This is a genomic window from Pseudomonas sp. 22490 (genome assembly GCF_052044465.1).
In the GTDB taxonomy this organism is placed as follows: domain Bacteria; phylum Pseudomonadota; class Gammaproteobacteria; order Pseudomonadales; family Pseudomonadaceae; genus Pseudomonas; species Pseudomonas aeruginosa.
In genome coordinates this window covers 1-22,404 of record NZ_JBQENS010000044.1, presented here as the reverse complement: position 1 = coordinate 22,404, position 22,404 = coordinate 1, and the positions used below count along the sequence as shown (strand labels likewise).

General features: G+C 60.8%; 34 protein-coding genes. 1 reads left to right on the top strand and 33 read right to left on the bottom strand.

Annotated features, from left to right (window positions below; translation table 11 throughout):
* Positions 1-69: 69 nt before the first annotated feature.
* Both ssb and ACTJJX_RS31395 read right to left on the bottom strand, forming a co-directional pair.
* Positions 70-567 carry a single-stranded DNA-binding protein gene (gene ssb / locus ACTJJX_RS31400; RefSeq protein WP_003114685.1) on the bottom strand — a complete coding sequence of 166 codons (498 nt, stop codon included), beginning with the start codon at positions 565-567 and terminating at the stop codon, positions 70-72.
* A 16-nt stretch (positions 568-583) separates the two neighbouring features.
* Complete coding sequence (locus ACTJJX_RS31395) at positions 584-1,972, bottom strand: MFS transporter (RefSeq protein ID WP_003103910.1); 1,389 nt, start codon at positions 1,970-1,972, stop codon at positions 584-586.
* A gap of 213 nt (positions 1,973-2,185) precedes the next feature.
* Between ACTJJX_RS31395 and uvrA the strand changes: the two genes are divergently transcribed.
* The gene (gene uvrA, locus ACTJJX_RS31390; protein ID WP_003093663.1) at positions 2,186-5,023 is read left to right on the top strand and encodes an excinuclease ABC subunit UvrA; all 2,838 of its coding nucleotides are present in this window, start codon (positions 2,186-2,188) and stop codon (positions 5,021-5,023) included.
* A 71-nt stretch (positions 5,024-5,094) separates the two neighbouring features.
* Here uvrA and bfr read toward each other — a convergent pair whose 3' ends face one another.
* The 31 genes from bfr to tuf all read right to left on the bottom strand — a co-directional run.
* Positions 5,095-5,559, bottom strand: coding sequence for a bacterioferritin (gene bfr / locus ACTJJX_RS31385; protein WP_016852423.1), 465 nt, complete (start codon positions 5,557-5,559; stop codon positions 5,095-5,097).
* A gap of 130 nt (positions 5,560-5,689) precedes the next feature.
* A complete protein-coding gene (gene katA, locus ACTJJX_RS31380; RefSeq protein WP_003103909.1) occupies positions 5,690-7,138 on the bottom strand; it encodes a catalase KatA in 1,449 nt (482 codons plus the stop codon).
* A 281-nt stretch (positions 7,139-7,419) separates the two neighbouring features.
* A complete protein-coding gene (rplQ, locus tag ACTJJX_RS31375; protein ID WP_003093672.1) occupies positions 7,420-7,809 on the bottom strand; it encodes a 50S ribosomal protein L17 in 390 nt (129 codons plus the stop codon).
* A 43-nt stretch (positions 7,810-7,852) separates the two neighbouring features.
* Positions 7,853-8,854 carry a DNA-directed RNA polymerase subunit alpha gene (locus tag ACTJJX_RS31370; protein ID WP_003093675.1) on the bottom strand — a complete coding sequence of 334 codons (1,002 nt, stop codon included), beginning with the start codon at positions 8,852-8,854 and terminating at the stop codon, positions 7,853-7,855.
* Between the two features lie 22 nt (positions 8,855-8,876).
* Positions 8,877-9,497 carry a 30S ribosomal protein S4 gene (rpsD, locus tag ACTJJX_RS31365; RefSeq protein ID WP_003093678.1) on the bottom strand — a complete coding sequence of 207 codons (621 nt, stop codon included), beginning with the start codon at positions 9,495-9,497 and terminating at the stop codon, positions 8,877-8,879.
* Positions 9,498-9,513: 16 nt separating this feature from the next.
* On the bottom strand, positions 9,514-9,903 hold the full coding sequence (gene rpsK, locus ACTJJX_RS31360; RefSeq protein ID WP_003093689.1) for a 30S ribosomal protein S11: 390 nt from the start codon (positions 9,901-9,903) through the stop codon (positions 9,514-9,516).
* A gap of 18 nt (positions 9,904-9,921) precedes the next feature.
* Positions 9,922-10,278, bottom strand: coding sequence for a 30S ribosomal protein S13 (gene rpsM / locus ACTJJX_RS31355; RefSeq protein ID WP_003093692.1), 357 nt, complete (start codon positions 10,276-10,278; stop codon positions 9,922-9,924).
* Positions 10,279-10,408: 130 nt separating this feature from the next.
* A complete protein-coding gene (gene rpmJ / locus ACTJJX_RS31350; protein WP_003093693.1) occupies positions 10,409-10,525 on the bottom strand; it encodes a 50S ribosomal protein L36 in 117 nt (38 codons plus the stop codon).
* A 28-nt stretch (positions 10,526-10,553) separates the two neighbouring features.
* The gene (gene secY / locus ACTJJX_RS31345; protein ID WP_003093694.1) at positions 10,554-11,882 is read right to left on the bottom strand and encodes a preprotein translocase subunit SecY; all 1,329 of its coding nucleotides are present in this window, start codon (positions 11,880-11,882) and stop codon (positions 10,554-10,556) included.
* Complete coding sequence (rplO, locus tag ACTJJX_RS31340; protein ID WP_003093695.1) at positions 11,883-12,317, bottom strand: 50S ribosomal protein L15; 435 nt, start codon at positions 12,315-12,317, stop codon at positions 11,883-11,885.
* A 3-nt stretch (positions 12,318-12,320) separates the two neighbouring features.
* Complete coding sequence (gene rpmD / locus ACTJJX_RS31335; RefSeq protein WP_320535536.1) at positions 12,321-12,497, bottom strand: 50S ribosomal protein L30; 177 nt, start codon at positions 12,495-12,497, stop codon at positions 12,321-12,323.
* Positions 12,498-12,499: 2 nt separating this feature from the next.
* Positions 12,500-13,000, bottom strand: a complete 501-nt coding sequence (rpsE, locus tag ACTJJX_RS31330; protein ID WP_003093697.1) for a 30S ribosomal protein S5 — start codon at positions 12,998-13,000, stop codon at positions 12,500-12,502.
* Between the two features lie 3 nt (positions 13,001-13,003).
* On the bottom strand, positions 13,004-13,354 hold the full coding sequence (gene rplR / locus ACTJJX_RS31325; RefSeq protein WP_003093698.1) for a 50S ribosomal protein L18: 351 nt from the start codon (positions 13,352-13,354) through the stop codon (positions 13,004-13,006).
* 10 nt (positions 13,355-13,364) lie between these two features.
* Positions 13,365-13,898 (bottom strand): 50S ribosomal protein L6, encoded by a 534-nt coding sequence (rplF, locus tag ACTJJX_RS31320; protein ID WP_003093699.1) that lies wholly within the window; start codon positions 13,896-13,898, stop codon positions 13,365-13,367.
* A gap of 11 nt (positions 13,899-13,909) precedes the next feature.
* Positions 13,910-14,302: a 30S ribosomal protein S8 gene (gene rpsH, locus ACTJJX_RS31315; RefSeq protein ID WP_003093700.1), complete on the bottom strand. Its 393-nt coding sequence runs from the start codon at positions 14,300-14,302 to the stop codon at positions 13,910-13,912.
* Between the two features lie 189 nt (positions 14,303-14,491).
* On the bottom strand, positions 14,492-14,797 hold the full coding sequence (gene rpsN / locus ACTJJX_RS31310) for a 30S ribosomal protein S14 (protein WP_003093701.1): 306 nt from the start codon (positions 14,795-14,797) through the stop codon (positions 14,492-14,494).
* 13 nt (positions 14,798-14,810) lie between these two features.
* Positions 14,811-15,350 (bottom strand): 50S ribosomal protein L5, encoded by a 540-nt coding sequence (rplE, locus tag ACTJJX_RS31305; RefSeq protein WP_003093703.1) that lies wholly within the window; start codon positions 15,348-15,350, stop codon positions 14,811-14,813.
* 19 nt (positions 15,351-15,369) lie between these two features.
* Entirely contained in the window at positions 15,370-15,684 is a 315-nt protein-coding gene (gene rplX, locus ACTJJX_RS31300; RefSeq protein WP_003093711.1) for a 50S ribosomal protein L24, read from the bottom strand.
* Between the two features lie 12 nt (positions 15,685-15,696).
* Positions 15,697-16,065 carry a 50S ribosomal protein L14 gene (rplN, locus tag ACTJJX_RS31295; RefSeq protein WP_003093714.1) on the bottom strand — a complete coding sequence of 123 codons (369 nt, stop codon included), beginning with the start codon at positions 16,063-16,065 and terminating at the stop codon, positions 15,697-15,699.
* Between the two features lie 23 nt (positions 16,066-16,088).
* Positions 16,089-16,355, bottom strand: coding sequence for a 30S ribosomal protein S17 (gene rpsQ / locus ACTJJX_RS31290; RefSeq protein WP_003093717.1), 267 nt, complete (start codon positions 16,353-16,355; stop codon positions 16,089-16,091).
* A gap of 2 nt (positions 16,356-16,357) precedes the next feature.
* On the bottom strand, positions 16,358-16,549 hold the full coding sequence (rpmC, locus tag ACTJJX_RS31285) for a 50S ribosomal protein L29 (RefSeq protein WP_003093720.1): 192 nt from the start codon (positions 16,547-16,549) through the stop codon (positions 16,358-16,360).
* On the bottom strand, positions 16,549-16,962 hold the full coding sequence (gene rplP, locus ACTJJX_RS31280; RefSeq protein WP_003093723.1) for a 50S ribosomal protein L16: 414 nt from the start codon (positions 16,960-16,962) through the stop codon (positions 16,549-16,551). Before rplP ends, rpmC begins: the two co-directional genes overlap by 1 nt.
* A gap of 11 nt (positions 16,963-16,973) precedes the next feature.
* Positions 16,974-17,660 (bottom strand): 30S ribosomal protein S3, encoded by a 687-nt coding sequence (rpsC, locus tag ACTJJX_RS31275; protein ID WP_003093727.1) that lies wholly within the window; start codon positions 17,658-17,660, stop codon positions 16,974-16,976.
* A 12-nt stretch (positions 17,661-17,672) separates the two neighbouring features.
* The gene (gene rplV, locus ACTJJX_RS31270; RefSeq protein WP_003103908.1) at positions 17,673-18,005 is read right to left on the bottom strand and encodes a 50S ribosomal protein L22; all 333 of its coding nucleotides are present in this window, start codon (positions 18,003-18,005) and stop codon (positions 17,673-17,675) included.
* Positions 18,006-18,017: 12 nt separating this feature from the next.
* The gene (gene rpsS, locus ACTJJX_RS31265; protein WP_003093734.1) at positions 18,018-18,293 is read right to left on the bottom strand and encodes a 30S ribosomal protein S19; all 276 of its coding nucleotides are present in this window, start codon (positions 18,291-18,293) and stop codon (positions 18,018-18,020) included.
* Between the two features lie 16 nt (positions 18,294-18,309).
* Complete coding sequence (gene rplB, locus ACTJJX_RS31260) at positions 18,310-19,131, bottom strand: 50S ribosomal protein L2 (RefSeq protein ID WP_003103878.1); 822 nt, start codon at positions 19,129-19,131, stop codon at positions 18,310-18,312.
* A gap of 11 nt (positions 19,132-19,142) precedes the next feature.
* Positions 19,143-19,442 (bottom strand): 50S ribosomal protein L23, encoded by a 300-nt coding sequence (gene rplW / locus ACTJJX_RS31255; RefSeq protein ID WP_003093736.1) that lies wholly within the window; start codon positions 19,440-19,442, stop codon positions 19,143-19,145.
* The gene (gene rplD / locus ACTJJX_RS31250; RefSeq protein WP_003093737.1) at positions 19,439-20,041 is read right to left on the bottom strand and encodes a 50S ribosomal protein L4; all 603 of its coding nucleotides are present in this window, start codon (positions 20,039-20,041) and stop codon (positions 19,439-19,441) included. The genes rplW and rplD overlap by 4 nt, the downstream gene beginning before the upstream one ends.
* 13 nt (positions 20,042-20,054) lie before the next feature.
* Positions 20,055-20,690: a 50S ribosomal protein L3 gene (gene rplC / locus ACTJJX_RS31245; RefSeq protein WP_003103877.1), complete on the bottom strand. Its 636-nt coding sequence runs from the start codon at positions 20,688-20,690 to the stop codon at positions 20,055-20,057.
* Positions 20,691-20,772: 82 nt separating this feature from the next.
* Positions 20,773-21,084: a 30S ribosomal protein S10 gene (gene rpsJ / locus ACTJJX_RS31240; RefSeq protein ID WP_003103876.1), complete on the bottom strand. Its 312-nt coding sequence runs from the start codon at positions 21,082-21,084 to the stop codon at positions 20,773-20,775.
* A 156-nt stretch (positions 21,085-21,240) separates the two neighbouring features.
* Positions 21,241-22,404: elongation factor Tu (gene tuf / locus ACTJJX_RS31235; RefSeq protein WP_019683210.1), on the bottom strand; the 1,164-nt coding region annotated here is incomplete at its 5' end.

Genomic DNA, 22,404 nt, shown 5'->3' with positions numbered 1-22,404 from the left:
CCCGAGGGCGGCAGGGGGTCTTCGAAGGTCTGCCCGTGGCGCGGACGGGCCGCGCCGCAAAGGCGTCGCTTAGAACGGAATGTCGTCGTCGAAGCTGTCGTAGTCCTGGGCCGGTTGCGGCGCCGGTTGCTGCTGCGGGGCCGGACGCGACTGCTGCTGCGGGGCCTGCTGCGGGCGCTGCATGGGCTCGCGCGGGGCGCGCTGCGAATCGTCGCCGGAGGGGCGGCCGCCGAGCAACTGCATGTTGCCGTTGATGTCGACCACGATCTCGGTGGTGTAGCGATCCTGACCGTCCTGGCCCTGCCACTTGCGGGTGCGCAGGCTGCCTTCGACGTAGACCTGGGAACCCTTGCGCAGGTACTCGCCGGCGATCTCCGCCAGGCGGCCGAAGAACACCACGCGGTGCCATTCGGTGCGCTCCTGTTGCTGGCCGGTCTGCTTGTCCTTCCAGCTCTCGCTGGTGGCGAGGGTGATGTTGGTCACCGCATTGCCGTTGGGCATGTAGCGGGTTTCCGGGTCACCACCGACGTTACCAACCAGAATGACTTTGTTAACCCCACGGGCCATGACGTTCTCCTAAGGTTCAGCATCCGCCCGGCGCGGCCTGGGCCAGGCGCTCGAGGGCGGTGCGATCCACTTGTTGGGTATCCACTTTGACATAGGCGGCGGCCTCCTCGGCCACCACCACGGCGTCTGCCACACCGGGCAACGCCCTGAATCGCTGGACCAGCACCGCGTCCTGCAGCGCGGCGGGCGCGAGCGGCAGGCGAATGCTGGTCACATAAGGCGGTTCGCGCATGGTAACAGCAATCGCCAGCCAGAGGGCAGCGAGCACCGCGCATCCGATGAACACCATGCTCAGCCCGCCGTGCTGGAACATCCAGCCGCCGAGGATGCCGCCCAGCGCCGCGCCGAGGAACTGGCTGGTGGAATACACCCCCATCGCCGTGCCCTTGCCGCCGGCCGGCGAGACCTTGCTGACCAGCGACGGCAGCGAGGCTTCGAGCAGGTTGAAAGCAGTGAAGAACACCACCGTGCCGACCACCAGCATGGCCAGGCTGTGACCGAAGACCAGGAAGAACAGTTCGCAGGCCAGCAGGGTCGCCACCGCGCCGGTCAGCACGCGCTTCATGCGACGCTTCTTCTCGGCGTAGATGATGAACGGCACCATGCCGAAGAAACCGACCAGCAGCGCGGTCAGGTAGACCCACCAGTGCTGCTCCTTGGGCAGGCCCCCCTCGTGCACCAGTGCCAGCGGCAAGGCGACGAAGCTGGCCATGAGGATGGCGTGGAGGATCAGGATGCCGGCGTCCAGGCGCAGCAGGTCGCCGTGCTTCAGGGTCGGCAGCAGGGCCTGGCGCGCCACGCTGGATTCGCGGTGCTGGGTCATGTGGTCCGGCTGCGGGACGAAGAACAGGATCAGCAGCAGGCCGACCAGCGCCATCCCGGCGGTGAACCAGAACAGCCCATGCAGGCCGAACAGATGGGTCAGCACCGGGCCGAGCACCATGGCCACGGCGAAGGAGACGCCGATGCTCATGCCGATCATCGCCATCGCCTTGGTCCGGTGCTGCTCGCGGGTGAGGTCGGAGAGCAGCGCCATCACCGCCGCCGAGATCGCCCCGGCGCCCTGCAGGACGCGGCCGGCGATCACCCCCCAGATGGAGTCGGCATTGGCCGCGAGGGCCGCGCCGGCGGCGAAGATCAGCAGCCCGACGACGATCACCGGGCGCCGGCCGATGCGGTCGGAAATGGTCCCGAAGGGAATCTGCAGGATCGCCTGGGTCAGGCCATAGGCGCCGATGGCCAGGCCGATCAGCGCCGGGGTCGCGCCGGCCAGGTCCTGGCCGTAGGTGGCCAGCACCGGCAGGACCATGAACATGCCGAGCATGCGGAAGGCGAATACCAGTGACAGCCCGACGGCCGCTCGCGTTTCGGTACCGCTCATCCGCTCAGTATGTGAGTCGTGCATAACACCCTCATGGAAGAAACCGCTGCAGGGCAAGGCCTCATGCCCCTGCCGATGGCGCCGCCGCCCGCTCCTGGGCGGCCGGGGCAATGCCCGCGCCGGAAAAATGCCGCGCATTCTACCAGTCCGCCCCCTCGCGGCACAGGCGCGCCACTTTGCCGCGCGCTAGCGGCCAGCCGTATAATCAGCGGTTTTCGCCCGCCATGCGAGGCCGCTGTGGATAAGATCCTGATTCGTGGGGCGCGTACCCACAACCTGAAGAACGTCGACCTCACACTGCCACGCGACAAACTGATCGTGATCACCGGCCTTTCCGGTTCCGGCAAGTCTTCCCTGGCTTTCGACACGCTCTATGCGGAAGGCCAGCGGCGCTACGTGGAATCCCTCTCGGCCTACGCCCGGCAGTTCCTGTCGATGATGGAGAAGCCGGACGTGGACACCATCGAAGGGCTGTCGCCGGCGATTTCCATCGAACAGAAGTCCACTTCCCACAACCCACGCTCCACCGTGGGTACGATCACCGAGATCTACGACTACCTGCGCCTGCTTTATGCCCGCGTCGGTACCCCGCGCTGCCCGGACCACGACATCCCGCTGGAGGCGCAGACCGTCAGCCAGATGGTCGACCAGGTCCTGGCCCTGCCGGAAGGCAGCAAGCTGATGCTGCTGGCGCCGGTGATCCGCGAGCGCAAGGGCGAGCACCTGGCGGTGTTCGACGAGATGCGCGCGCAGGGCTTCGTCCGCGCCCGGGTCGACGGCAAGCTCTACGAACTCGACGAAGTGCCGAAACTGGATAAGCAGAAGAAGCACAGCATCGATGTGGTGGTGGACCGCTTCAAGGTTCGCGCGGACCTCCAGCAACGCCTGGCCGAGTCGTTCGAGACCGCCCTGTCCCTGGCCGACGGTATCGCCCTGGTAGCACCGATGGACGAGGACGAGGATGTCGAGGAGATCATATTCTCGGCGCGCTTCGCCTGCCCGGTCTGCGGCCACTCTATCAGCGAGCTGGAACCCAAGCTGTTCTCCTTCAACAACCCGGCCGGCGCCTGTCCGACCTGCGACGGCCTCGGCGTGAAGCAATTCTTCGACGCGCGCCGGGTGGTCAACGGCGAGTTGACCCTGGCCGAGGGCGCGATCCGCGGCTGGGACCGGCGCAACGTCTATTACTTCCAGATGCTCGGTTCGCTGGCCCAGCATTACGGCTTCAGCCTGGAAGAACCCTTCGACGAACTCGGCGCCGAACACCAGAAGGTGGTGCTCTACGGCTCCGGCCGGGAAAACGTCGACTTCCGCTATCTCAACGACCGCGGCGACATCGTCAAGCGCTCGCACCCCTTCGAAGGCATCCTGCCGAACCTTGAGCGGCGCTACCGCGAGACCGAGTCGGCCACGGTCCGCGAGGAGCTGGCCAAGTTCCTCAGCACCCAGCCCTGCCCGGATTGCCACGGTACCCGCCTGCGCCGCGAGGCGCGGCATGTGTGGGTCGGCGACCGGACGCTGCCGGCGATCACCGCGATGCCGGTCGGCGAAGCCTGCGAGTATGCCGCCGGACTCAGCCTGACCGGCCGCCGTGGCGAGATCGCGGCGAAGATCCTCAAGGAAATCCGCGACCGCCTGCAATTCCTGGTCAACGTCGGCCTCGACTACCTGACCCTCGACCGCAGCGCCGACACCCTGTCCGGCGGCGAAGCCCAGCGCATCCGCCTGGCCAGCCAGATCGGCGCCGGCCTGGTGGGAGTGATGTACATCCTCGATGAACCCTCGATCGGCCTGCACCAACGCGACAACGAACGCCTGCTCGGCACCCTCACCCACCTACGCAACCTCGGCAACACGGTGATCGTGGTCGAGCACGACGAGGACGCGATCCGACTCGCCGACTACGTCGTCGACATCGGTCCGGGGGCCGGCGTGCACGGCGGCCAGGTAGTGGCGGAAGGTACGCCCGACCAGGTGATGAACCACCCCGACTCGCTGACCGGCAAGTACCTTTCCGGGCGCAAGAAAATCGCGGTTCCGGCCAAGCGCACCCCGCGCGACAAGAAGAAGCTGCTGAAGCTGAAAGGCGCCCGCGGCAACAACCTGCAGAACGTCAACCTGGAAATCCCGGTCGGCCTGTTCACCTGCATCACCGGGGTCTCGGGCTCCGGCAAGTCGACGCTGATCAACAACACCCTGTTCCCGATCACCGCCACCGCGCTGAACGGCGCGACTACCCTGGAAGTGGCGCCGTACGACTCGTTCGACGGCCTGCAGCACCTGGACAAGGTGGTCGACATCGACCAGAGCCCGATCGGTCGTACCCCGCGCTCCAACCCGGCGACCTATACCGGCCTGTTCACGCCGATCCGCGAACTGTTCTCCGGCGTGCCGGAGGCCCGCTCGCGCGGCTACGGTCCCGGCCGCTTCTCGTTCAACGTCAAGGGCGGCCGTTGCGAGGCCTGCCAGGGCGACGGCGTGATCAAGGTGGAGATGCACTTCCTGCCGGACATCTACGTTCCCTGCGACGTCTGCAAGGGCAAGCGCTACAACCGCGAGACCCTGGAGATCCGCTACAAGGGCAAGAGCATCCACGAGGTGCTGGAGATGACCATCGAGGAAGCCCGCGAGTTCTTCGACGCCGTCCCCGCCCTGGCGCGCAAGCTGCAGACACTGATGGACGTCGGCCTGTCCTACATCAAGCTGGGCCAGAGCGCGACCACCCTCTCGGGCGGCGAGGCACAGCGGGTCAAGCTGTCCCGCGAGCTGTCCAAGCGCGACACCGGCAAGACCCTGTACATCCTCGACGAACCGACCACCGGCCTGCACTTCGCCGACATCCAGCAACTGCTCGACGTGCTCCACCGCCTGCGCGACCACGGCAACACCGTGGTGGTGATCGAGCACAACCTGGACGTGATCAAGACCGCCGACTGGCTGGTCGACCTCGGTCCCGAGGGCGGCTCCAAGGGTGGTCAGATCATCGCCAACGGCACGCCGGAGCAGGTGGCCGAGATGCCCCAGTCGCACACCGGCCACTTCCTCAAGCCGCTGCTGGAACGCGATCGCGCCTGATTGCCGGGCGCTCATGAAAAAGCCCCTGCGGCCGTGAGGCGCAGGGGCTTTTTCGTATCCGCGGGGTAGGGTCAGATCTGCGACTGCAGGTAGTTCTCCAGGCCCATCCTGGCGATCAGGCCAAGCTGTTGCTCCAACCAGTAGGCGTGGTCTTCCTCGGTGTCGGCCAACTGGGCCTTGAGGATGTCGCGGCTGACGAAGTCCTTGTGCTGCTCGCAGAGGGCGATGCCCTTGGCCAGCGCGGCGCGGACATGGCGCTCGAGCTTGAGGTCGGCCTCGAGCATCTCCGGCACCGTGGTGCCCGGGTGGATATCGTCGGGACGCATGCGCGGCGTACCTTCGAGCAGGAGGATACGGCGCAGCAGGGCGTCGGCGTGCTGGGTCTCCTCCTCCATCTCGTGGTTGAGGCGCTCGTAGAGCTTGTTGAAGCCCCAGTCCTCGTACATGCGCGAGTGGATGAAGTACTGGTCGCGCGCGGCCAGCTCGCCGGTCAGCAGCGTGTTGAGGTAATCGATGACTTCCGGATGGCCTTGCATCGGGGGGCTCTCCCTGGAGAAAACTAGGAATCTAGCCGCATATGCTCCCGGCTCCGCCTGATCCGGGTCAAGCCAATGCAGATAAAAAAGCCCCCTTCCTAGGAAGGGGGCCGGGGGCCTCATCAGGCCATCAGTCCAGCTTCAGGCCGAGGGCGTCGGCGACGCCTTTGCCGTAGGCCGGATCGACCTTGAGGAACAGGCCGATCTGGCGACGCTGGATCTGTTCCGGTACATCGCGGATGTCTTCGGCGATGTTGGCGAACAGCCGCTGCTTCTGCTCGTCGGTGAACAGATGGAACAGCGCGGCCGGCTGGCTGTAGTAGTCGTCGTCCACCCGGTGGTTCCAGTGGTCCGCCGCGCCCTCCAGGCTCAGCGGCGGCTCGGAAAAGTCAGGCTGCTCCTGCCACTGGTTGAAGCTGTTCGGCTCGTAGGTGACGCGCTGATGGGCGTTGTTGCCGTCCACCCGCATGCCGCCGTCGCGGTGGTAGACCTGGTGCGGGCAACGCGCGGCGTTCACCGGGATCTGGTGGTGGTTGACGCCCAGGCGATAGCGATGGGCGTCGCCGTAGGAGAACAGACGGCCCTGGAGCATCTTGTCCGGCGAGAAACCGATACCGGGCACCACGTTGGCCGGCGTGAAAGCGGCCTGCTCGACCTCGGCGAAGTAGTTGTCCGGGTTACGGTTCAGCTCGAAGAAGCCCACTTCGATCAACGGGTAGTCGCCGTGGGGCCAGACCTTGGTCAGGTCGAACGGGTTGTAGCGATAGGTGGCCGCTTCCTTCTCGGGCATGATCTGCACGTACATCTTCCAGCGCGGGAAGTCGCCTTTCTCGATGCTCTCGTACAAGTCGCGCTGCGAACTCTCGCGGTCCTGGGCGATCACTTCGGCAGCCTCGGCATTGGTCAGGTTCTCGATGCCCTGTTGGGTCTTGAAGTGGAACTTGACCCAGAAGCGCTCGTTGTTCGCATTGATGAAGCTGAAGGTATGGCTGCCGAAACCATGGATGTGCCGATAGCTCTTCGGCAGACCGCGGTCGCTGAAGTCGATGGTCAACTGATGCAGCGACTCGGGGAGGTGAGAGAAAAAGTCCCACTTGAAGGTCGCATTGCGCAGGTTGGTGCGCGGGTCACGCTTCACCACGTGGTTGAGATCGGGGAACTTGAGCGGGTCGCGCAGATAGAACACCGGGGTGTTGTTGCCGACCAGGTCCCAGTTGCCCTGCTCGGTGTAGAAACGCATGGAGAAGCCGCGGATGTCTCGCTCGGCATCCGCCGCGCCACGCTCACCGGCGACGGTGGAGAAGCGCAGGAACATATCGGTCTTCTTGCCGACCTGGGAGAAGATCTTCGCCCGGGTGTAGGGGGTGATGTCATGGGTGACGGTGAAGGTGCCGTAGGCCGCGGAGCCTTTCGCATGCATGCGTCGCTCGGGGATCACTTCGCGATCGAAGTGGGCGAGCTTCTCGAGGAACCACACGTCCTGCAGCAACATCGGGCCACGCGGACCGGCGGTCTGCACGTTCTGGTTATCGACCACCGGTGCGCCAGCGGCAGTGGTCAGGCGGGTCTTCTCTTCCATTTACTCTCTCCTCAACGGCTAACGTGCTATGAAGCGAAGCGGCTACACGGAAATCATCAGCGTGGACCAGGGATTGGCGGAGGACAACCTGTCGGCTGAACCAAGCGCCCTTTGCATTGATCTCGCTTATCCGAACGTAGCTTTTCGTAAAAGCAGGTTAAGGATGAATGACAGCCCTCCCGCAATCCAATTTATTAAAGACAGCGAGCCGATAGATAAAAACTTTAAGGCAGGTAATAAAAAAACCGGGCCTAGGCCCGGTTTCTTGTGCAGCAGATGCCTTATTCGGCAGCTTCTACGACTTCACCGCCGACAGGACGATCAACCAGCTCGACGTACGCCATGGGGGCGTTGTCGCCAGCGCGGAAACCGCACTTCAGGATGCGCAGGTAGCCGCCCGGACGGTTGGCGTAGCGCTTGCCCAGGTCGTTGAACAGCTTGCCAACGGCAGCTTTCGAACGGGTACGGTCGAAAGCCAGGCGACGGTTGGCGACGCTGTCTTCCTTGGCCAGGGTGATCAGCGGCTCGGCAACGCGACGCAGTTCCTTGGCCTTGGGCAGGGTGGTTTTGATCAGTTCGTGTTCGAACAGCGACACCGCCATGTTCTGGAACATAGCCTTGCGGTGCGCGCTGGTGCGGCTCAGGTGACGACCACTTTTACGATGGCGCATGGTTCAATTCCTTTCCAAACTTTACGTTCGGTAGTTACGACGATCAGGCAGTGGCCTTGTCGTCTTTCTTAAGACTTGCCGGCGGCCAGTTATCGAGGCGCATACCGAGGGACAGACCACGGGAAGCCAGAACGTCCTTGATTTCGGTCAGGGACTTCTTGCCCAGGTTCGGCGTTTTCAACAGCTCCACTTCGGTGCGCTGGATCAGGTCACCGATGTAGTAGATGTTTTCCGCCTTCAGGCAGTTGGCCGAACGTACGGTCAGTTCCAGGTCATCGACCGGGCGCAGGAGGATCGGATCGATCTCGTCTTCCTGCTCTTCAACGACGGGTTCGCTGTCGCCCTTGAGGTCCACGAACGCTGCCAGCTGCTGTTGCAGGATGGTAGCGGCGCGACGGATAGCCTCTTCGGGATCCAGAGTGCCGTTGGTTTCCAGGTCCAGGACCAGTTTGTCCAGGTTGGTGCGCTGCTCGACACGGGCGTTTTCCACCACGTAGGAGACACGACGGACCGGGCTGAACGATGCGTCGAGCTGCAGACGGCCGATGCTGCGGCTTTCGTCTTCATCGCTCTGACGTGCGTCGGCAGGCTCGTAGCCACGGCCACGAGCTACCTTCAGCTTCATGTTCAGCGCGCCGTTGTCTGCCAGGTTGGCGATAACGTGGTCACCGTTGATGATCTCAACATCGTGATCCAGCTGAATATCGGCAGCAGTCACAACACCCGAGCCCTTCTTAGCCAGGGTCAGCGTCACTTCATCACGACCGTGCAGCTTGATGGCCAGACCTTTCAGGTTCAGCAGGATCTCGATTACATCTTCCTGCACACCTTCGATCGCCGAGTACTCGTGGAGTACGCCGTCGATCTCGGCCTCGACCACTGCGCAGCCAGGCATGGAGGACAACAGGATGCGACGCAGCGCGTTGCCCAGGGTGTGACCAAAACCACGCTCGAGAGGCTCGAGCGTGATCTTGGCGCGGGTTTGACTGACCACCTGCACATCGATGTGACGGGGGGTCAGGAACTCATTTACCGAACTCTGCATGGATGCACCTATTTTCTAGCCCTTACTTGGAGTAGAGCTCGACAATCAGGTTTTCGTTGATATCAGCGGACAGGTCGCTGCGAGCCGGAGCACTCTTGAAGGTACCAGCCTTCTTGTCGAGGTCGACTTCGACCCACTCGACGCGACCGCGCTGGCCACAGAGTTCCAGAGCCTGAGCGATACGCAGCTGGTTCTTCGATTTTTCGCGAACAGCTACGACGTCACCGGCCTTCACTTGGTAGGAAGGGATGTTGACGGTCTGACCGTTGACGGTGATGGCCTTGTGGGATACCAGCTGGCGGGATTCCGAACGAGTGGAACCGAAGCCCATGCGGTATACGACGTTGTCCAGGCGGCACTCGAGCAGTTGCAGCAGGTTCTCACCGGTAGAACCCTTGCGACGGGAAGCTTCCTGGTAGTAACCGCGGAACTGACGCTCCAGCACGCCGTAGATGCGACGTACTTTCTGCTTTTCACGCAGCTGCAGACCGTAGTCGGACAGACGGCCACGACGCTGGCCATGCTGGCCAGGAACGTTTTCAGCCTTGCACTTCGAGTCGAGGGCGCGGGCGCCGCTCTTCAGGAACAGGTCGGTGCCTTCACGGCGAGACAGTTTGCACTTGGGACCAATGTAACGAGCCATTTCTCACTGTCTCCTATTACACGCGACGCTTTTTCGGCGGACGGCAGCCGTTATGCGGGATCGGGGTTACGTCGGTGATGCTGGCGATCTTGTAGCCGCAAGCATTCAGAGCGCGAACGGCGGACTCGCGGCCCGGGCCCGGGCCCTTGACGTTGACGTCCAGGTTCTTCAGACCGTATTCCAGGGCAGCCTGGCCGGCACGCTCGGCCGCTACCTGGGCAGCGAACGGGGTGCTCTTACGCGAGCCGCGGAAACCGGAACCACCGGAGGTCGCCCAGGACAGTGCGTTGCCCTGACGGTCGGTGATGGTCACGATGGTGTTGTTGAAAGACGCGTGGATGTGGGCGATCCCATCGACCACTGTCTTTTTGACTTTCTTACGGGGACGAGCAGCAGGTTTTGCCATGACTAGATTCCTACGCGATTACTTGCGGATCGGCTTACGCGGGCCCTTGCGGGTACGCGCGTTGGTCTTGGTACGCTGACCGCGAACCGGCAGACCGCGACGATGACGCAGACCGCGGTAGCAACCGAGGTCCATCAGACGCTTGATGTTCATGTTGATTTCGCGACGCAGGTCACCTTCGGTGGTGATCTTCGCGACTTCGTTACGCAGCTGATCGATCTGCTCGTCGCTCAGGTCCTTGATCTTGGCAGCCGGGTTTACGCCGGTGGCTGCGCAGATGCTCTGAGCAGTAGTGCGACCAACACCATAGATGTAGGTCAGCGAGATAACAGTGTGCTTGTTATCCGGAATGTTGACGCCTGCAATACGGGCCATTCAGAAAAACTCCAATTGACAGCTACCCTGCGCCCAGGAAGCCAAGAAAGGGCGCGGATATTAGCGCTGTAATAGCAAATAATCAACCCGGCAGCACACTAGCTGCCGGGTTATCACGCGTGGATCACAATCAGCCTTGGCGCTGCTTGTGACGCGGTTCCGCGCTGCAGATCACCCGCACGATGCCATCGCGACGGATGATTTTGCAGTTACGGCACAGCTTCTTGACCGATGCACGAACTTTCATCACCAACTCCTCGAACCTTACGGGTCTATCAGCGCAGCATGCCGCTGCCGTAGCCCTTCAGGTTGGCTTTCTTCATCAGGGATTCATACTGGTGAGAAACGAGGTGAGATTGCACCTGGGCCATAAAGTCCATGACAACCACGACCACGATCAACAGCGAGGTCCCGCCAAGATAGAACGGCACGTGCGCCGCAACCACCAGGAACTGGGGCAGCAGGCAGACAGCCGTCATGTACAGGGCACCGAACATGGTCAAACGGGTCAGCACGCCATCGATGTAGCGAGCGGACTGTTCGCCCGGACGGATGCCCGGAATAAATGCACCGGACTTCTTGAGGTTCTCCGCCACGTCCTTCGGGTTGAACATCAGCGCTGTATAGAAGAAGCAGAAGAAAACGATCCCTGCAGTGAACAGCAAGATGTTCAGCGGCTGCCCCGGAGCGATCGCTTGCGCGACGTCCTGCAACCAACCCAAGCCTTCCGACTGACCGAACCAGGAGCCCAGGGACGCCGGGAACAGCAGGATACTGCTGGCGAAAATCGCGGGAATCACACCCGCCATGTTCACCTTCAACGGCAGATGGCTGGTCTGCGCTGCAAACACCTTGCGGCCTTGCTGGCGCTTGGCGTAATGCACCGCGATGCGACGCTGGCCACGCTCGATGAACACCACGAACGCGATGATCGCCACGGCCAGCAGGCCGACGCCGATCAGGGCGAAGATGTTGATGTCACCTTGACGGGCAGACTCGAAAGACTGACCGATGGCGCGCGGCAGGCCTGCAACGATACCAGCGAAGATCAACATCGAGATGCCGTTGCCGACACCGCGCTCGGTGATCTGCTCGCCCAGCCACATCATGAACATGGCACCAGCCACGAAGGTGGTGACAGCCACGAAGTAGAAGCCGAAGTCGTTGGAGAAGGCTACGCCCTGGCTGCCCAGGCCAACGGACATGCCGATGGCCTGGACCAGTGCCAGGACTACAGTACCGTAGCGGGTGTACTGGCTGATCTTGCGACGCCCAGACTCACCCTCTTTCTTCAACTGCTCCAGCTGCGGGCTGATAGCGGTCATGAGCTGCATGATGATCGAAGCCGAGATGTACGGCATGATCCCCAGTGCAAAGATACTCATGCGCTCCAGCGCGCCGCCGGAAAACATGTTGAAGAGGCTAAGAATGGTCCCCTCGTTCTGCCGGAACAGTGCCGCCAAGCGATCGGGGTTGATGCCCGGAACTGGGATGTGCGCGCCGATCCGATAGACGATGATCGCCAGGAACAGGAAACGCAGACGTGCCCAGAGCTCGGACAGACCGCCGTTGCTTAGCGCAGAGAGAGCACCTTGCTTAGCCATTTAGTCCTCGAATTTACCGCCAGCTGCTTCGATAGCCGCACGCGCACCCTTGGTGGCGGCGATACCTTTCAGGGTGACCGCACGACCAACTTCGCCGGACAGCATGACTTTGACGCGCTGTACGTGCTGGTTGATCAGGTTGGCATCCTTCAGGGTCTGCAGGCTGACGACGTCGCCTTCGACCTTGGCCAGTTCGGAGGTGCGCACTTCAGCACGATCCATGGCCTTCAGGGAAACGAAGCCGAACTTCGGCAGGCGACGGTGCAGAGGCTGTTGACCACCCTCGAAGCCCGGAGCGACCTTGCCACCGGAGCGGGAGGTCAGACCTTTGTGACCACGGCCACCGGTCTTGCCCAGACCGCTACCGATGCCACGGCCCGGACGGTGCTTTTCGCGACGGGCACCCGGCGCGGAACGCAGATCGTTCAGTTGCATGGATTAACCCTCCACACGCAGCAGGTAGTAGGCCTTGTTGATCATGCCGCGGTTCTCAGGAGTGTCCTGAACTTCGACGGTATGATTGATGCGACGCAGGCCGAGACCCTTGACGCAAGCCTTGTGGTAGGCCAGACGGCCGTTCAGGCTCTTGACCAGAGTGACTTTGACAGTTGCCATGGTTAGAGAATCTCCTCGACGCTCTTGCCACGCTTGGCCGCTACTGCTTCCGGAGCCTGCATGTTCTTCAGGCCCTTGAAGGTGGCATAAACCACGTTCACCGGATTGGTGGAGCCATAGCACTTGGCCAGGACGTTCTGCACACCAGCCACTTCCAGAACGGCACGCATGGCGCCGCCGGCGATGATGCCGGTACCTTCCGAAGCCGGCTGCATGTACACCTTGGAGGCGCCATGGGCGGACTTGGTCGGATACTGCAGGGTGGTGCCGTTCAGATCGACTTGGATCATGTTGCGGCGAGCGGCTTCCATTGCTTTCTGGATGGCGGCCGGCACTTCACGCGCCTTGCCACGACCGAAACCAACGCGACCCTTGCCATCACCCACCACGGTCAGTGCGGTGAAAGCGAAGATACGGCCACCTTTTACGGTTTTGGCGACGCGGTTAACCTGAACCAGCTTCTCGATGTAGCCTTCGTCGCGCTTTTGCTCGTTGTTTGCCATAACTTAGAACTCCAGTCCGCCTTCACGAGCGGCATCAGCCAGCGCTTTCACACGGCCGTGGTACTTGAAGCCAGAACGATCGAACGCCACCTGGGTGACGCCGGCCGCTTTGGCGCGCTCGGCGACCAGTTGACCAACTTTCTTGGCTGCATCGATGTTGCCGGTGGCACCTTCGCGCAGGTCTTTGTCCAGGGTCGAGGCGCTGGCCAGGACCTTGCCGCCGTCGGCCGCAATGACCTGGGCGTAAATGTGCTGGGAAGAGCGGTACACGCAGAGGCGTACGGTTTCCAGCTCGCGCATCTTCAGGCGTGCCTTGCGAGCGCGACGCAGACGGGTTTCTTTCTTGACGCTCATTTGCTATGCCCTACTTCTTCTTGGCTTCTTTACGACGGACGACTTCGTCGGCGTAACGCACGCCCTTGCCTTTGTAAGGCTCCGGCGGACGGAAGTCGCGAATTTCGGCAGCAACCTGACCGACCAGCTGCTTGTCGATACCCTTGATCAGGATATCGGTCTGGCTGGGGGTCTCAGCGACGATGCCGGCCGGCAGTTCGTAATCAACCGGATGGGAGAAGCCGAGGGACAGGGACAGCACTTGGCCCTTGGCCTGCGCTTTGTAACCAACGCCGACCAGCTGGAGCTTGCGCTCGAAGCCCTGGCTGACGCCGACTACCATGTTGTTCACCAGAGCACGGGTGGTACCAGCCATGGCGCGAGTCTGCTGGTCGCCGTTACGCGCAGCAAAACGCAGCTCACCGCTGTCCTGGATCACTTCGACCGAAGGATGGACCTTGAGCTCCAGAGCACCTTTGGCGCCCTTGATGGACAGTTGCTGACCAGCCAGTTTGATTTCAACGCCGGCAGGCAGCTTGACGGGGTTCTTAGCAACGCGAGACATGCTGATTCCCCTTAGAACACAGTGCAGAGCACTTCGCCGCCAACACCAGCAGCACGGGCAGCACGATCGGTCATCACACCTTTGTTGGTGGAGACGATCGACACACCGAGGCCGCCACGAACTTTCGGCAGTTGCTCAACGGATTTGTACTGACGCAGGCCAGGACGGCTGATGCGCTTGACCTCTTCGATGACAGGCTTGCCTTCGAAGTACTTCAGTTCGATGGACAGCTGGGGTTTTACTTCCGAGCTGATCTGGAAATCCGCAATATAGCCTTCGTCCTTCAGGACTTTGGCTACCGCCGCTTTCAGTTTCGAGGACGGCATGCTTACGACGGTCTTTTCAGCCATCTGGGCATTACGGATGCGAGTTAGCATGTCTGCTAACGGGTCCTGCATACTCATGGGCTTAACGCTCCTGATACAAAAGAATAAGCCTTCAACTTCAATTCGCCCATAAACGCCAGGCGAAACAAACCCAGGCTCAGGGGAGCCGGGTATTCTAGAGATCACGCCAAAACGAATCAAGCCCCATGAGGGGCTTGATTCGATGTCGCGATCAACGGTGCCGACTGGCGACACCGTTCGCTGCGATTACCAGCTGGCTTTCACCAGACCCGGTACGTCGCCGCGCATGGCGGCTTCGCGCAGCTTGTTACGGCTCAGGCCGAACTTGCGGTAGAAGCCGTGCGGACGACCGGTCAGGCGGCAACGGTTACGCAGGCGGCTGGCGCTGGCGTCACGCGGTTGCTTCTGCAGGGCGACCTGGGCATTCCAACGCTCTTCCGCAGAGGAGTTCGGATTAGCGATGATCGCTTTCAGCTCGGCACGCTTCTTGGCGTACTTGGCTACCGTCAGCTGACGCTTCAGCTCGCGGTTCTTCATGCTCTCTTTAGCCATGTTCCTACTCCAATCAGTTACGGAACGGGAATTTGAAAGCACGCAGCAGGGCGCGACCTTCGTCATCCGTACGAGCGGTGGTGGTCAGGGTGATGTCCAGGCCACGCAGCGCATCGATCTTGTCGTAATCGATTTCCGGGAAGATGATCTGCTCTTTCACGCCCATGCTGTAGTTGCCGCGACCATCGAAGGACTTGGCATTCAGGCCGCGGAAGTCACGCACGCGCGGCAGGGAGATGGACAGCAGACGATCCAGGAACTCGTACATCCGGTCGCTACGCAGGGTGACCTTGACGCCGATCGGCCAGCCTTCACGGATCTTGAAGCCTGCGATGGACTTACGAGCGTAAGTCACGACCGGCTTCTGACCAGTGATCTTTTCCAGATCGGCTACGGCGTTCTCGATGATCTTCTTGTCACCGACCGCCTCGCCAAGACCCATGTTCAGGGTGATTTTGGTAACGCGCGGAACTTCCATCACGTTCGCCAGCTGAAGCTCTTCTTTCAGCTTGGGCGCGATTTCCTTCCGATAAATTTCTTTCAATCGTGCCATGGTGATCTACCTAGCAGCCTCAAGCCTGAACCGGTTTCTGGGTCGACTTGAAGACACGAATTTTCTTACCGTCTTCTACCTTGAAGCCAACGCGGTCAGCCTTGCTGGTTTCAGTATTGAAGATGGCGACGTTGGAGACGTGCAGAGGCGCCTCCTTCTCGACGATACCGCCCTGTTGGCCGAGCATCGGATTGGGCTTGGTGTGGCGCTTGATCAGGTTCACCCCGCCGACGACCAGACGGTCGTCAGCGAGAACCTTCAGCACCTTGCCACGCTTGCCCTTGTCCTTGCCGGCAATGACGATTACTTCGTCGTCACGACGAATCTTTTGCATGACGGCTACTCCTTACAGCACTTCGGGGGCGAGCGAGACGATCTTCATGAACTTCTCGGTACGGAGTTCACGAGTCACTGGCCCAAAGATACGGGTGCCGATCGGCTCCTGCTTGTTGTTCAGCAGGACGGCGGCGTTGCCGTCGAAGCGGATGATGGAACCGTCGGTACGACGTACGCCGTGCTTGGTGCGAACGACCACGGCAGTCATGACCTGGCCCTTCTTCACTTTGCCGCGCGGAATCGCTTCCTTGACGGTGACCTTGATGATGTCGCCGATGCCGGCGTAACGGCGGTGGGAACCGCCGAGCACCTTGATGCACATCACACGACGCGCGCCGCTGTTGTCAGCGACATCGAGCATGGATTGAGTCTGAATCATATAATTTCTCCGACCCCTAGTCCTTAGACTTCCACCGCGCGTTCAACGATATCAACCAGGGTCCAGGCCTTGGTCTTGGCCAGCGGACGGGTTTCGCGAATGGTGACCAGGTCACCAATGCGGCACTGATTGGATTCGTCGTGTGCGTGCAGTTTGGTCGAACGCTTGACGTATTTGCCGTAAATCGGGTGCTTGACGCGACGCTCGATCAGTACGGTGACGGTCTTGTCCATTTTGTCGCTGACGACGCGGCCGGTCAGCGTACGGACGGTTTTCTGAGCTTCAGCCATGATCACTTACCTGCTTGCTGATTGAGCACAGTTTTAACGCGAGCGATGTCGCGCTTAACCTGCGAGAGCAGGTGAGACTGCCCCAACTGGCCAGTTGCTTTCTGCATGCGCAGATTGAACTGGTCGCGCAGCAGGCCGAGCAGTTGCTCGTTCAGCTGCTCAACGGATTTTTCACGAAGTTCATTCGCTTTCATCACATCACCGTCCGCTTAACAAAGGAGGTGGCGAGGGGCAGCTTTGCAGCAGCCAGGGCGAAAGCCTCACGCGCCAGCTCTTCGGAAACACCCTCGATCTCGTACAGGACCTTGCCCGGCTGGATCTGGGCTACCCAGTACTCGACCCCACCCTTACCTTTACCCATACGAACTTCGAGGGGCTTCTTGGTGACAGGCTTGTCAGGGAATACGCGGATCCAGATCTTGCCGCCACGCTTCACGTGACGGGTCAGCGCACGACGCGCGGACTCGATCTGACGAGCAGTAAGGCGGCCACGGCTAGTGGCCTTCAGTGCGTACTCACCGAAGCTGACCTTACTACCACGATGAGCCAGACCACGGTTGTGGCCGGTCATTTGTTTGCGGAACTTCGTACGCTTGGGTTGCAGCATTTGCGTACTCCTTACCTAGCAGCTTTTTTACGAGGAGCGGGTGCTACCGGCTTCAGCTCTTCCTGGCGGCCACCGATGACCTCGCCCTTGAAGATCCAAACCTTGACACCGATCACACCGTAAGTGGTGTGCGCTTCGTAGGTGGCATAGTCGATATCGGCGCGCAGGGTGTGCAGGGGCACACGACCTTCGCGATACCATTCGGTACGGGCGATTTCAGCCCCACCCAGACGACCGCTGACCTGAATCTTGATGCCCTTGGCACCAATGCGCATGGCGTTCTGTACGGCGCGCTTCATGGCGCGACGGAACATTACGCGACGCTCCAGCTGCTGGGCTACGCTCTGCGCAACCAGCATGGCATCGAGTTCCGGCTTGCGGATTTCCTCGATGTTGATGTGCACGGGCACACCCATTTGCTTGGTCAGGTCCTGGCGCAGTTTCTCAACATCTTCACCTTTCTTGCCGATCACGATGCCGGGACGAGCGGTGTGGATGGTGATGCGTGCGGTTTGAGCCGGACGATGAATATCGATACGGCTTACGGACGCGCTTTTTAGTTTGTCTTGGAGGTACTCACGCACCTTCAGGTCGGCAAACAGGTAATCCGCATAGTTCTTGCGGTCTGCGTACCAAACGGAGGTGTGCTCCTTGACGATACCCAGGCGAATGCCATTGGGATGTACTTTCTGACCCATCTGTCGACTCCGTTACTTGTCCGCAACCTTGACCGTGATATGGCAAGACCGCTTCACGATGCGATCAGCACGGCCTTTGGCACGCGGCATGATGCGCTTGAGCGAACGACCTTCGTTGACGAAGACGGTGGAGACCTTCAGGTCATCCACATCGGCGCCTTCGTTGTGCTCAGCGTTGGCAACGGCCGACTCCAGCACTTTCTTCATGATCTCGGCGGCTTTCTTACTGCTGAAAGCCAGGAGGTTGAGCGCTTCGCCCACCTTCTTCCCGCGGATCTGGTCGGCGACCAAGCGGGCTTTCTGGGCGGAGATACGAGCGCCCGACAGCTTAGCGGCTACTTCCATCTTCCTTACCCCTTAACGCTTGGCTTTCTTGTCCGCAGCATGCCCGCGGTAGGTGCGGGTAGCGGCGAACTCGCCCAGTTTGTGGCCGACCATGTCCTCGTTGACGAGAACCGGTACGTGTTGACGGCCGTTGTGCACGGCGATGGTCAGACCAACCATATGCGGCAGAATCATCGAACGACGCGACCAGGTCTTGATCGGCTTGCGGTCGTTCTTTTCCACCGCGACTTCGACCTTCTTCAACAGGTGAAGATCGATAAACGGACCTTTTTTCAGTGAACGTGGCACTGTGGTATCCCTCTATTTACTTGCGGCGGCGGACGATCATGTTATCGGTACGCTTGTTCGAGCGAGTCTTCTTACCCTTGGTCTGAAGACCCCACGGCGATACCGGATGACGACCAGCAGAGGTACGGCCTTCACCACCACCATGCGGGTGGTCGACCGGGTTCATCGCCACGCCGCGAACGGTCGGGCGAACACCACGCCAGCGCGTAGCACCGGCTTTACCCAGCGAACGCAGGCTGTGCTCGGAGTTCGAGACTTCGCCCAGGGTCGCACGGCACTCAGCCAGGACTTTACGCATTTCACCGGAGCGCAGACGCAGGGTTACGTACGCACCTTCACGCGCGACCAGCTGGGCGGAAGCGCCAGCGGAGCGAGCGATCTGAGCGCCTTTACCCGGCTTCAGCTCGATACCATGAACAGTGCTACCCACCGGGATGTTGCGCAGAGGCATGCTGTTGCCTGCCTTGATCGGCGCACCGATACCGGAGATCAGCTGGTCACCTGCAGCAACGCCCTTGGGGGCGATGATGTAGCGACGCTCGCCGTCTGCATACTTCAGCAGAGCGATGTGTGCAGTGCGGTTCGGATCGTATTCGACGCGCTCAACGATGGCAGGGATGCCATCCTTGTTGCGACGGAAGTCGACCAGACGGTAGTGCTGCTTGTGACCACCACCGATATGACGGGTGGTGATACGACCGTTGTTGTTACGGCCGCCAGACTTGGATTTCTTTTCCAGCAGCGGTGCGTAGGGAGCGCCTTTGTGCAGCTCCTGATTCACCACCTTGACGACAAAGCGACGACCAGCGGAAGTCGGTTTGCACTTAACGATTGCCATGATGCCCCCCTTTACTCAGCGCTGGTGGCGAAATCGAGATCTTGGCCCGGCTGGAGAGCGATGTACGCTTTTTTCCAGTCGTTACGCTTGCCCAGACCGCGAGCGGTGCGCTTGGTCTTACCCTTGACGTTCAGGGTAGTGACGCGCTGTACCTTCACGCTGAACAGGCTTTCTACGGCCTTCTTGATTTCCAGCTTGGTTGCATCGGTGGCAACCTTGAAAACGAATTGGCTCTTGCCGTCCGCGAGACCCGTGGCTTTCTCGGAGATGTGCGGACCAAGCAGCACTTTGAATACGCGTTCCTGGTTCATCCCAGCAGCTCCTCGAACTTCTTCACGGCGGACACGGTGACCAGCACCTTGTCGTAGGCGATCAGGCTGACGGGGTCGGAACCTTGGACATCACGTACATCGACGTGCGCCAGGTTGCGCGCAGCGAGGTACAGGTTCTCGTCGACACCATCGGTCACGATCAGCACGTCTTTCAGACCCAGGGTGTCCAGCTTGGCAACCAGGCCCTTGGTTTTCGGTGCATCGACAGCGAAGTCGGCAACGACGACCAGACGGTCCAGACGAACGAGCTCGGCAAGGATGGAGCGCAGTGCTGCGCGGTACATCTTCTTGTTCAGCTTCTGTTCGTGGCTACGCGGTTTAGCGGCGAAAGTGGTGCCGCCCCCACGCCAGATGGGGCTACGGATGGTGCCAGCGCGAGCACGACCGGTGCCCTTCTGACGCCACGGCTTCTTGCCACCACCAGAGACTTCGGAGCGAGTCTTCTGCGCCTTGCTGCCCTGACGGCCGCCAGCCATGTAGGCCACGACTGCCTGGTGCACCAGGGTCTCGTTGAATTCGCCACCAAAGGTACGCTCGGAGACTTCGATAGCCTGAGCGCCGTTCACATTCAATTGCATCTCAGCTTCCCCCTTAACCGCGAGCCTTGGCTGCCGGACGCACGATCACATCACCGCCGGTAGCGCCGGGAACGGCACCCTTGACCAGCAGCAGATTGCGTTCAGCATCGACGCGCACGATCTCCAGGGATTGAACGGTTACCCGCTCCGCACCCAGATGACCGGACATTTTCTTGCCCTTGAACACTCGACCAGGAGTCTGGCACTGGCCGATGGAACCCGGGACGCGGTGGGAAACGGAGTTACCGTGGGTGTTATCCTGACCACGGAAGTTCCAGCGCTTGATGGTGCCCGCGAAGCCCTTACCCTTGGACTCGCCGGTAACGTCTACCATCTGGCCTGCCTGGAACAGATCGACAGTGATCTGGTCACCAGCGGCATACTGCTCTTCGCCCAGACGGAATTCCCACACGCCGCGACCGGCGGCGACATTCGCCTTGGCAAAGTGACCAGCTTGCGCTTTGGTAACGCGAGAAGCACGACGCTCGCCGGCGGTGACTTGCACTGCACGGTAGCCATCGGTTTCTTCAGTCTTGAACTGGGTGACGCGATTCGGCTCGACCTCGATGACCGTAACCGGAATAGAGACACCTTCCTCGGTGAAAATGCGGGTCATGCCGCATTTACGACCGACAACACCAATTGTCATGTTGTAAACCTCTTGAGTGTACGGGGCTTTCACCCGCTATGGCCGCCCATTTCAGAGCGTTACACGACCAATGCCGAAGGCATTAGCCGAGGCTGATCTGTACTTCAACGCCTGCAGCAAGATCGAGCTTCATCAGCGCATCAACGGTTTTATCCGTCGGCTGGACGATGTCCAGTACACGCTTATGTGTACGAATTTCGTACTGATCACGCGCATCTTTGTTGACGTGCGGAGAGATCAGCACGGTGAAACGTTCCTTGCGGGTCGGCAGAGGGATTGGACCACGCACCTGAGCACCAGTACGTTTCGCGGTTTCCACGATTTCCTGGGTTGATTGATCGATCAGGCGATGGTCAAAAGCCTTCAACCGAATCCGGATTTGTTGGTTTTGCATTTGACCTCAGACTCCAATTTACCATTCCCAACGGACGGACTACGCCCGTTAAAAGGAGGCGCAATTGTACGGATGCCCCCACAGGGTGTCAATATTTAACCAACGAACGAAAAAAGGGGCCCCGGAGGGCCCCTTTTCTGATGGCAGGATCAGCGATTACTCGATGATCTTGGCAACCACGCCGGCGCCAACGGTACGGCCGCCTTCGCGGATCGCGAAGCGCAGGCCATCTTCCATGGCGATCGGAGCGATCAGGGTGACAACCATCTTGATGTTGTCGCCCGGCATTACCATCTCTACGCCTTCCGGCAGCTCGCAGTTACCGGTCACGTCAGTGGTACGGAAGTAGAACTGCGGACGGTAGCCCTTGAAGAACGGGGTGTGACGACCACCTTCTTCCTTGGACAGCACGTACACTTCGCACTCGAACTTGGTGTGCGGCTTGATGGTGCCCGGCTTGGCCAGCACCTGGCCACGCTCTACGTCTTCACGCTTGGTGCCACGCAGCAGGATACCAACGTTCTCACCAGCACGACCTTCGTCGAGCAGCTTGCGGAACATTTCAACGCCGGTGCAGGTGGTCTTGGTGGTCGCCTTGATGCCGACGATTTCCACTTCTTCCTGGACCTTGATGATGCCGCGCTCTACACGACCGGTTACCACGGTACCGCGACCGGAGATCGAGAACACGTCTTCGATCGGCATCAGGAACGGCTGGTCGATGGCACGAACCGGCTCCGGAATGTAAGAGTCCAGGGTCTCTACCAGCTTCTGCACGGCGCTTACGCCGATGCCGTTGTCATCCTTGCCTTCCAGCGCCATCAGCGCGGAACCGATGATGATCGGAGTGTCGTCGCCCGGGAAGTCGTAGGTGTTCAGCAGATCGCGAACTTCCATCTCGACCAGTTCCAGCAGCTCGGCGTCGTCGACCATGTCGGCCTTGTTCAGGAACACGACGATGTAGGGAACGCCTACCTGGCGGGACAGCAGGATGTGCTCGCGGGTCTGCGGCATGGGGCCGTCGGCAGCCGAGCAAACCAGGATCGCGCCGTCCATCTGGGCAGCACCGGTGATCATGTTCTTCACGTAGTCGGCGTGACCGGGGCAGTCAACGTGAGCGTAGTGACGAACAGCGGAATCGTATTCAACGTGCGAGGTGTTGATGGTGATACCGCGGGCCTTTTCTTCCGGCGCGTTGTCGATCTGATCGAAAGCACGAGCGGAACCACCCCAGGTGTCGGAGCAGACCTTGGTCAGTGCAGCGGTCAGAGTGGTCTTGCCATGGTCAACGTGACCGATGGTGCCGACGTTGACGTGCGG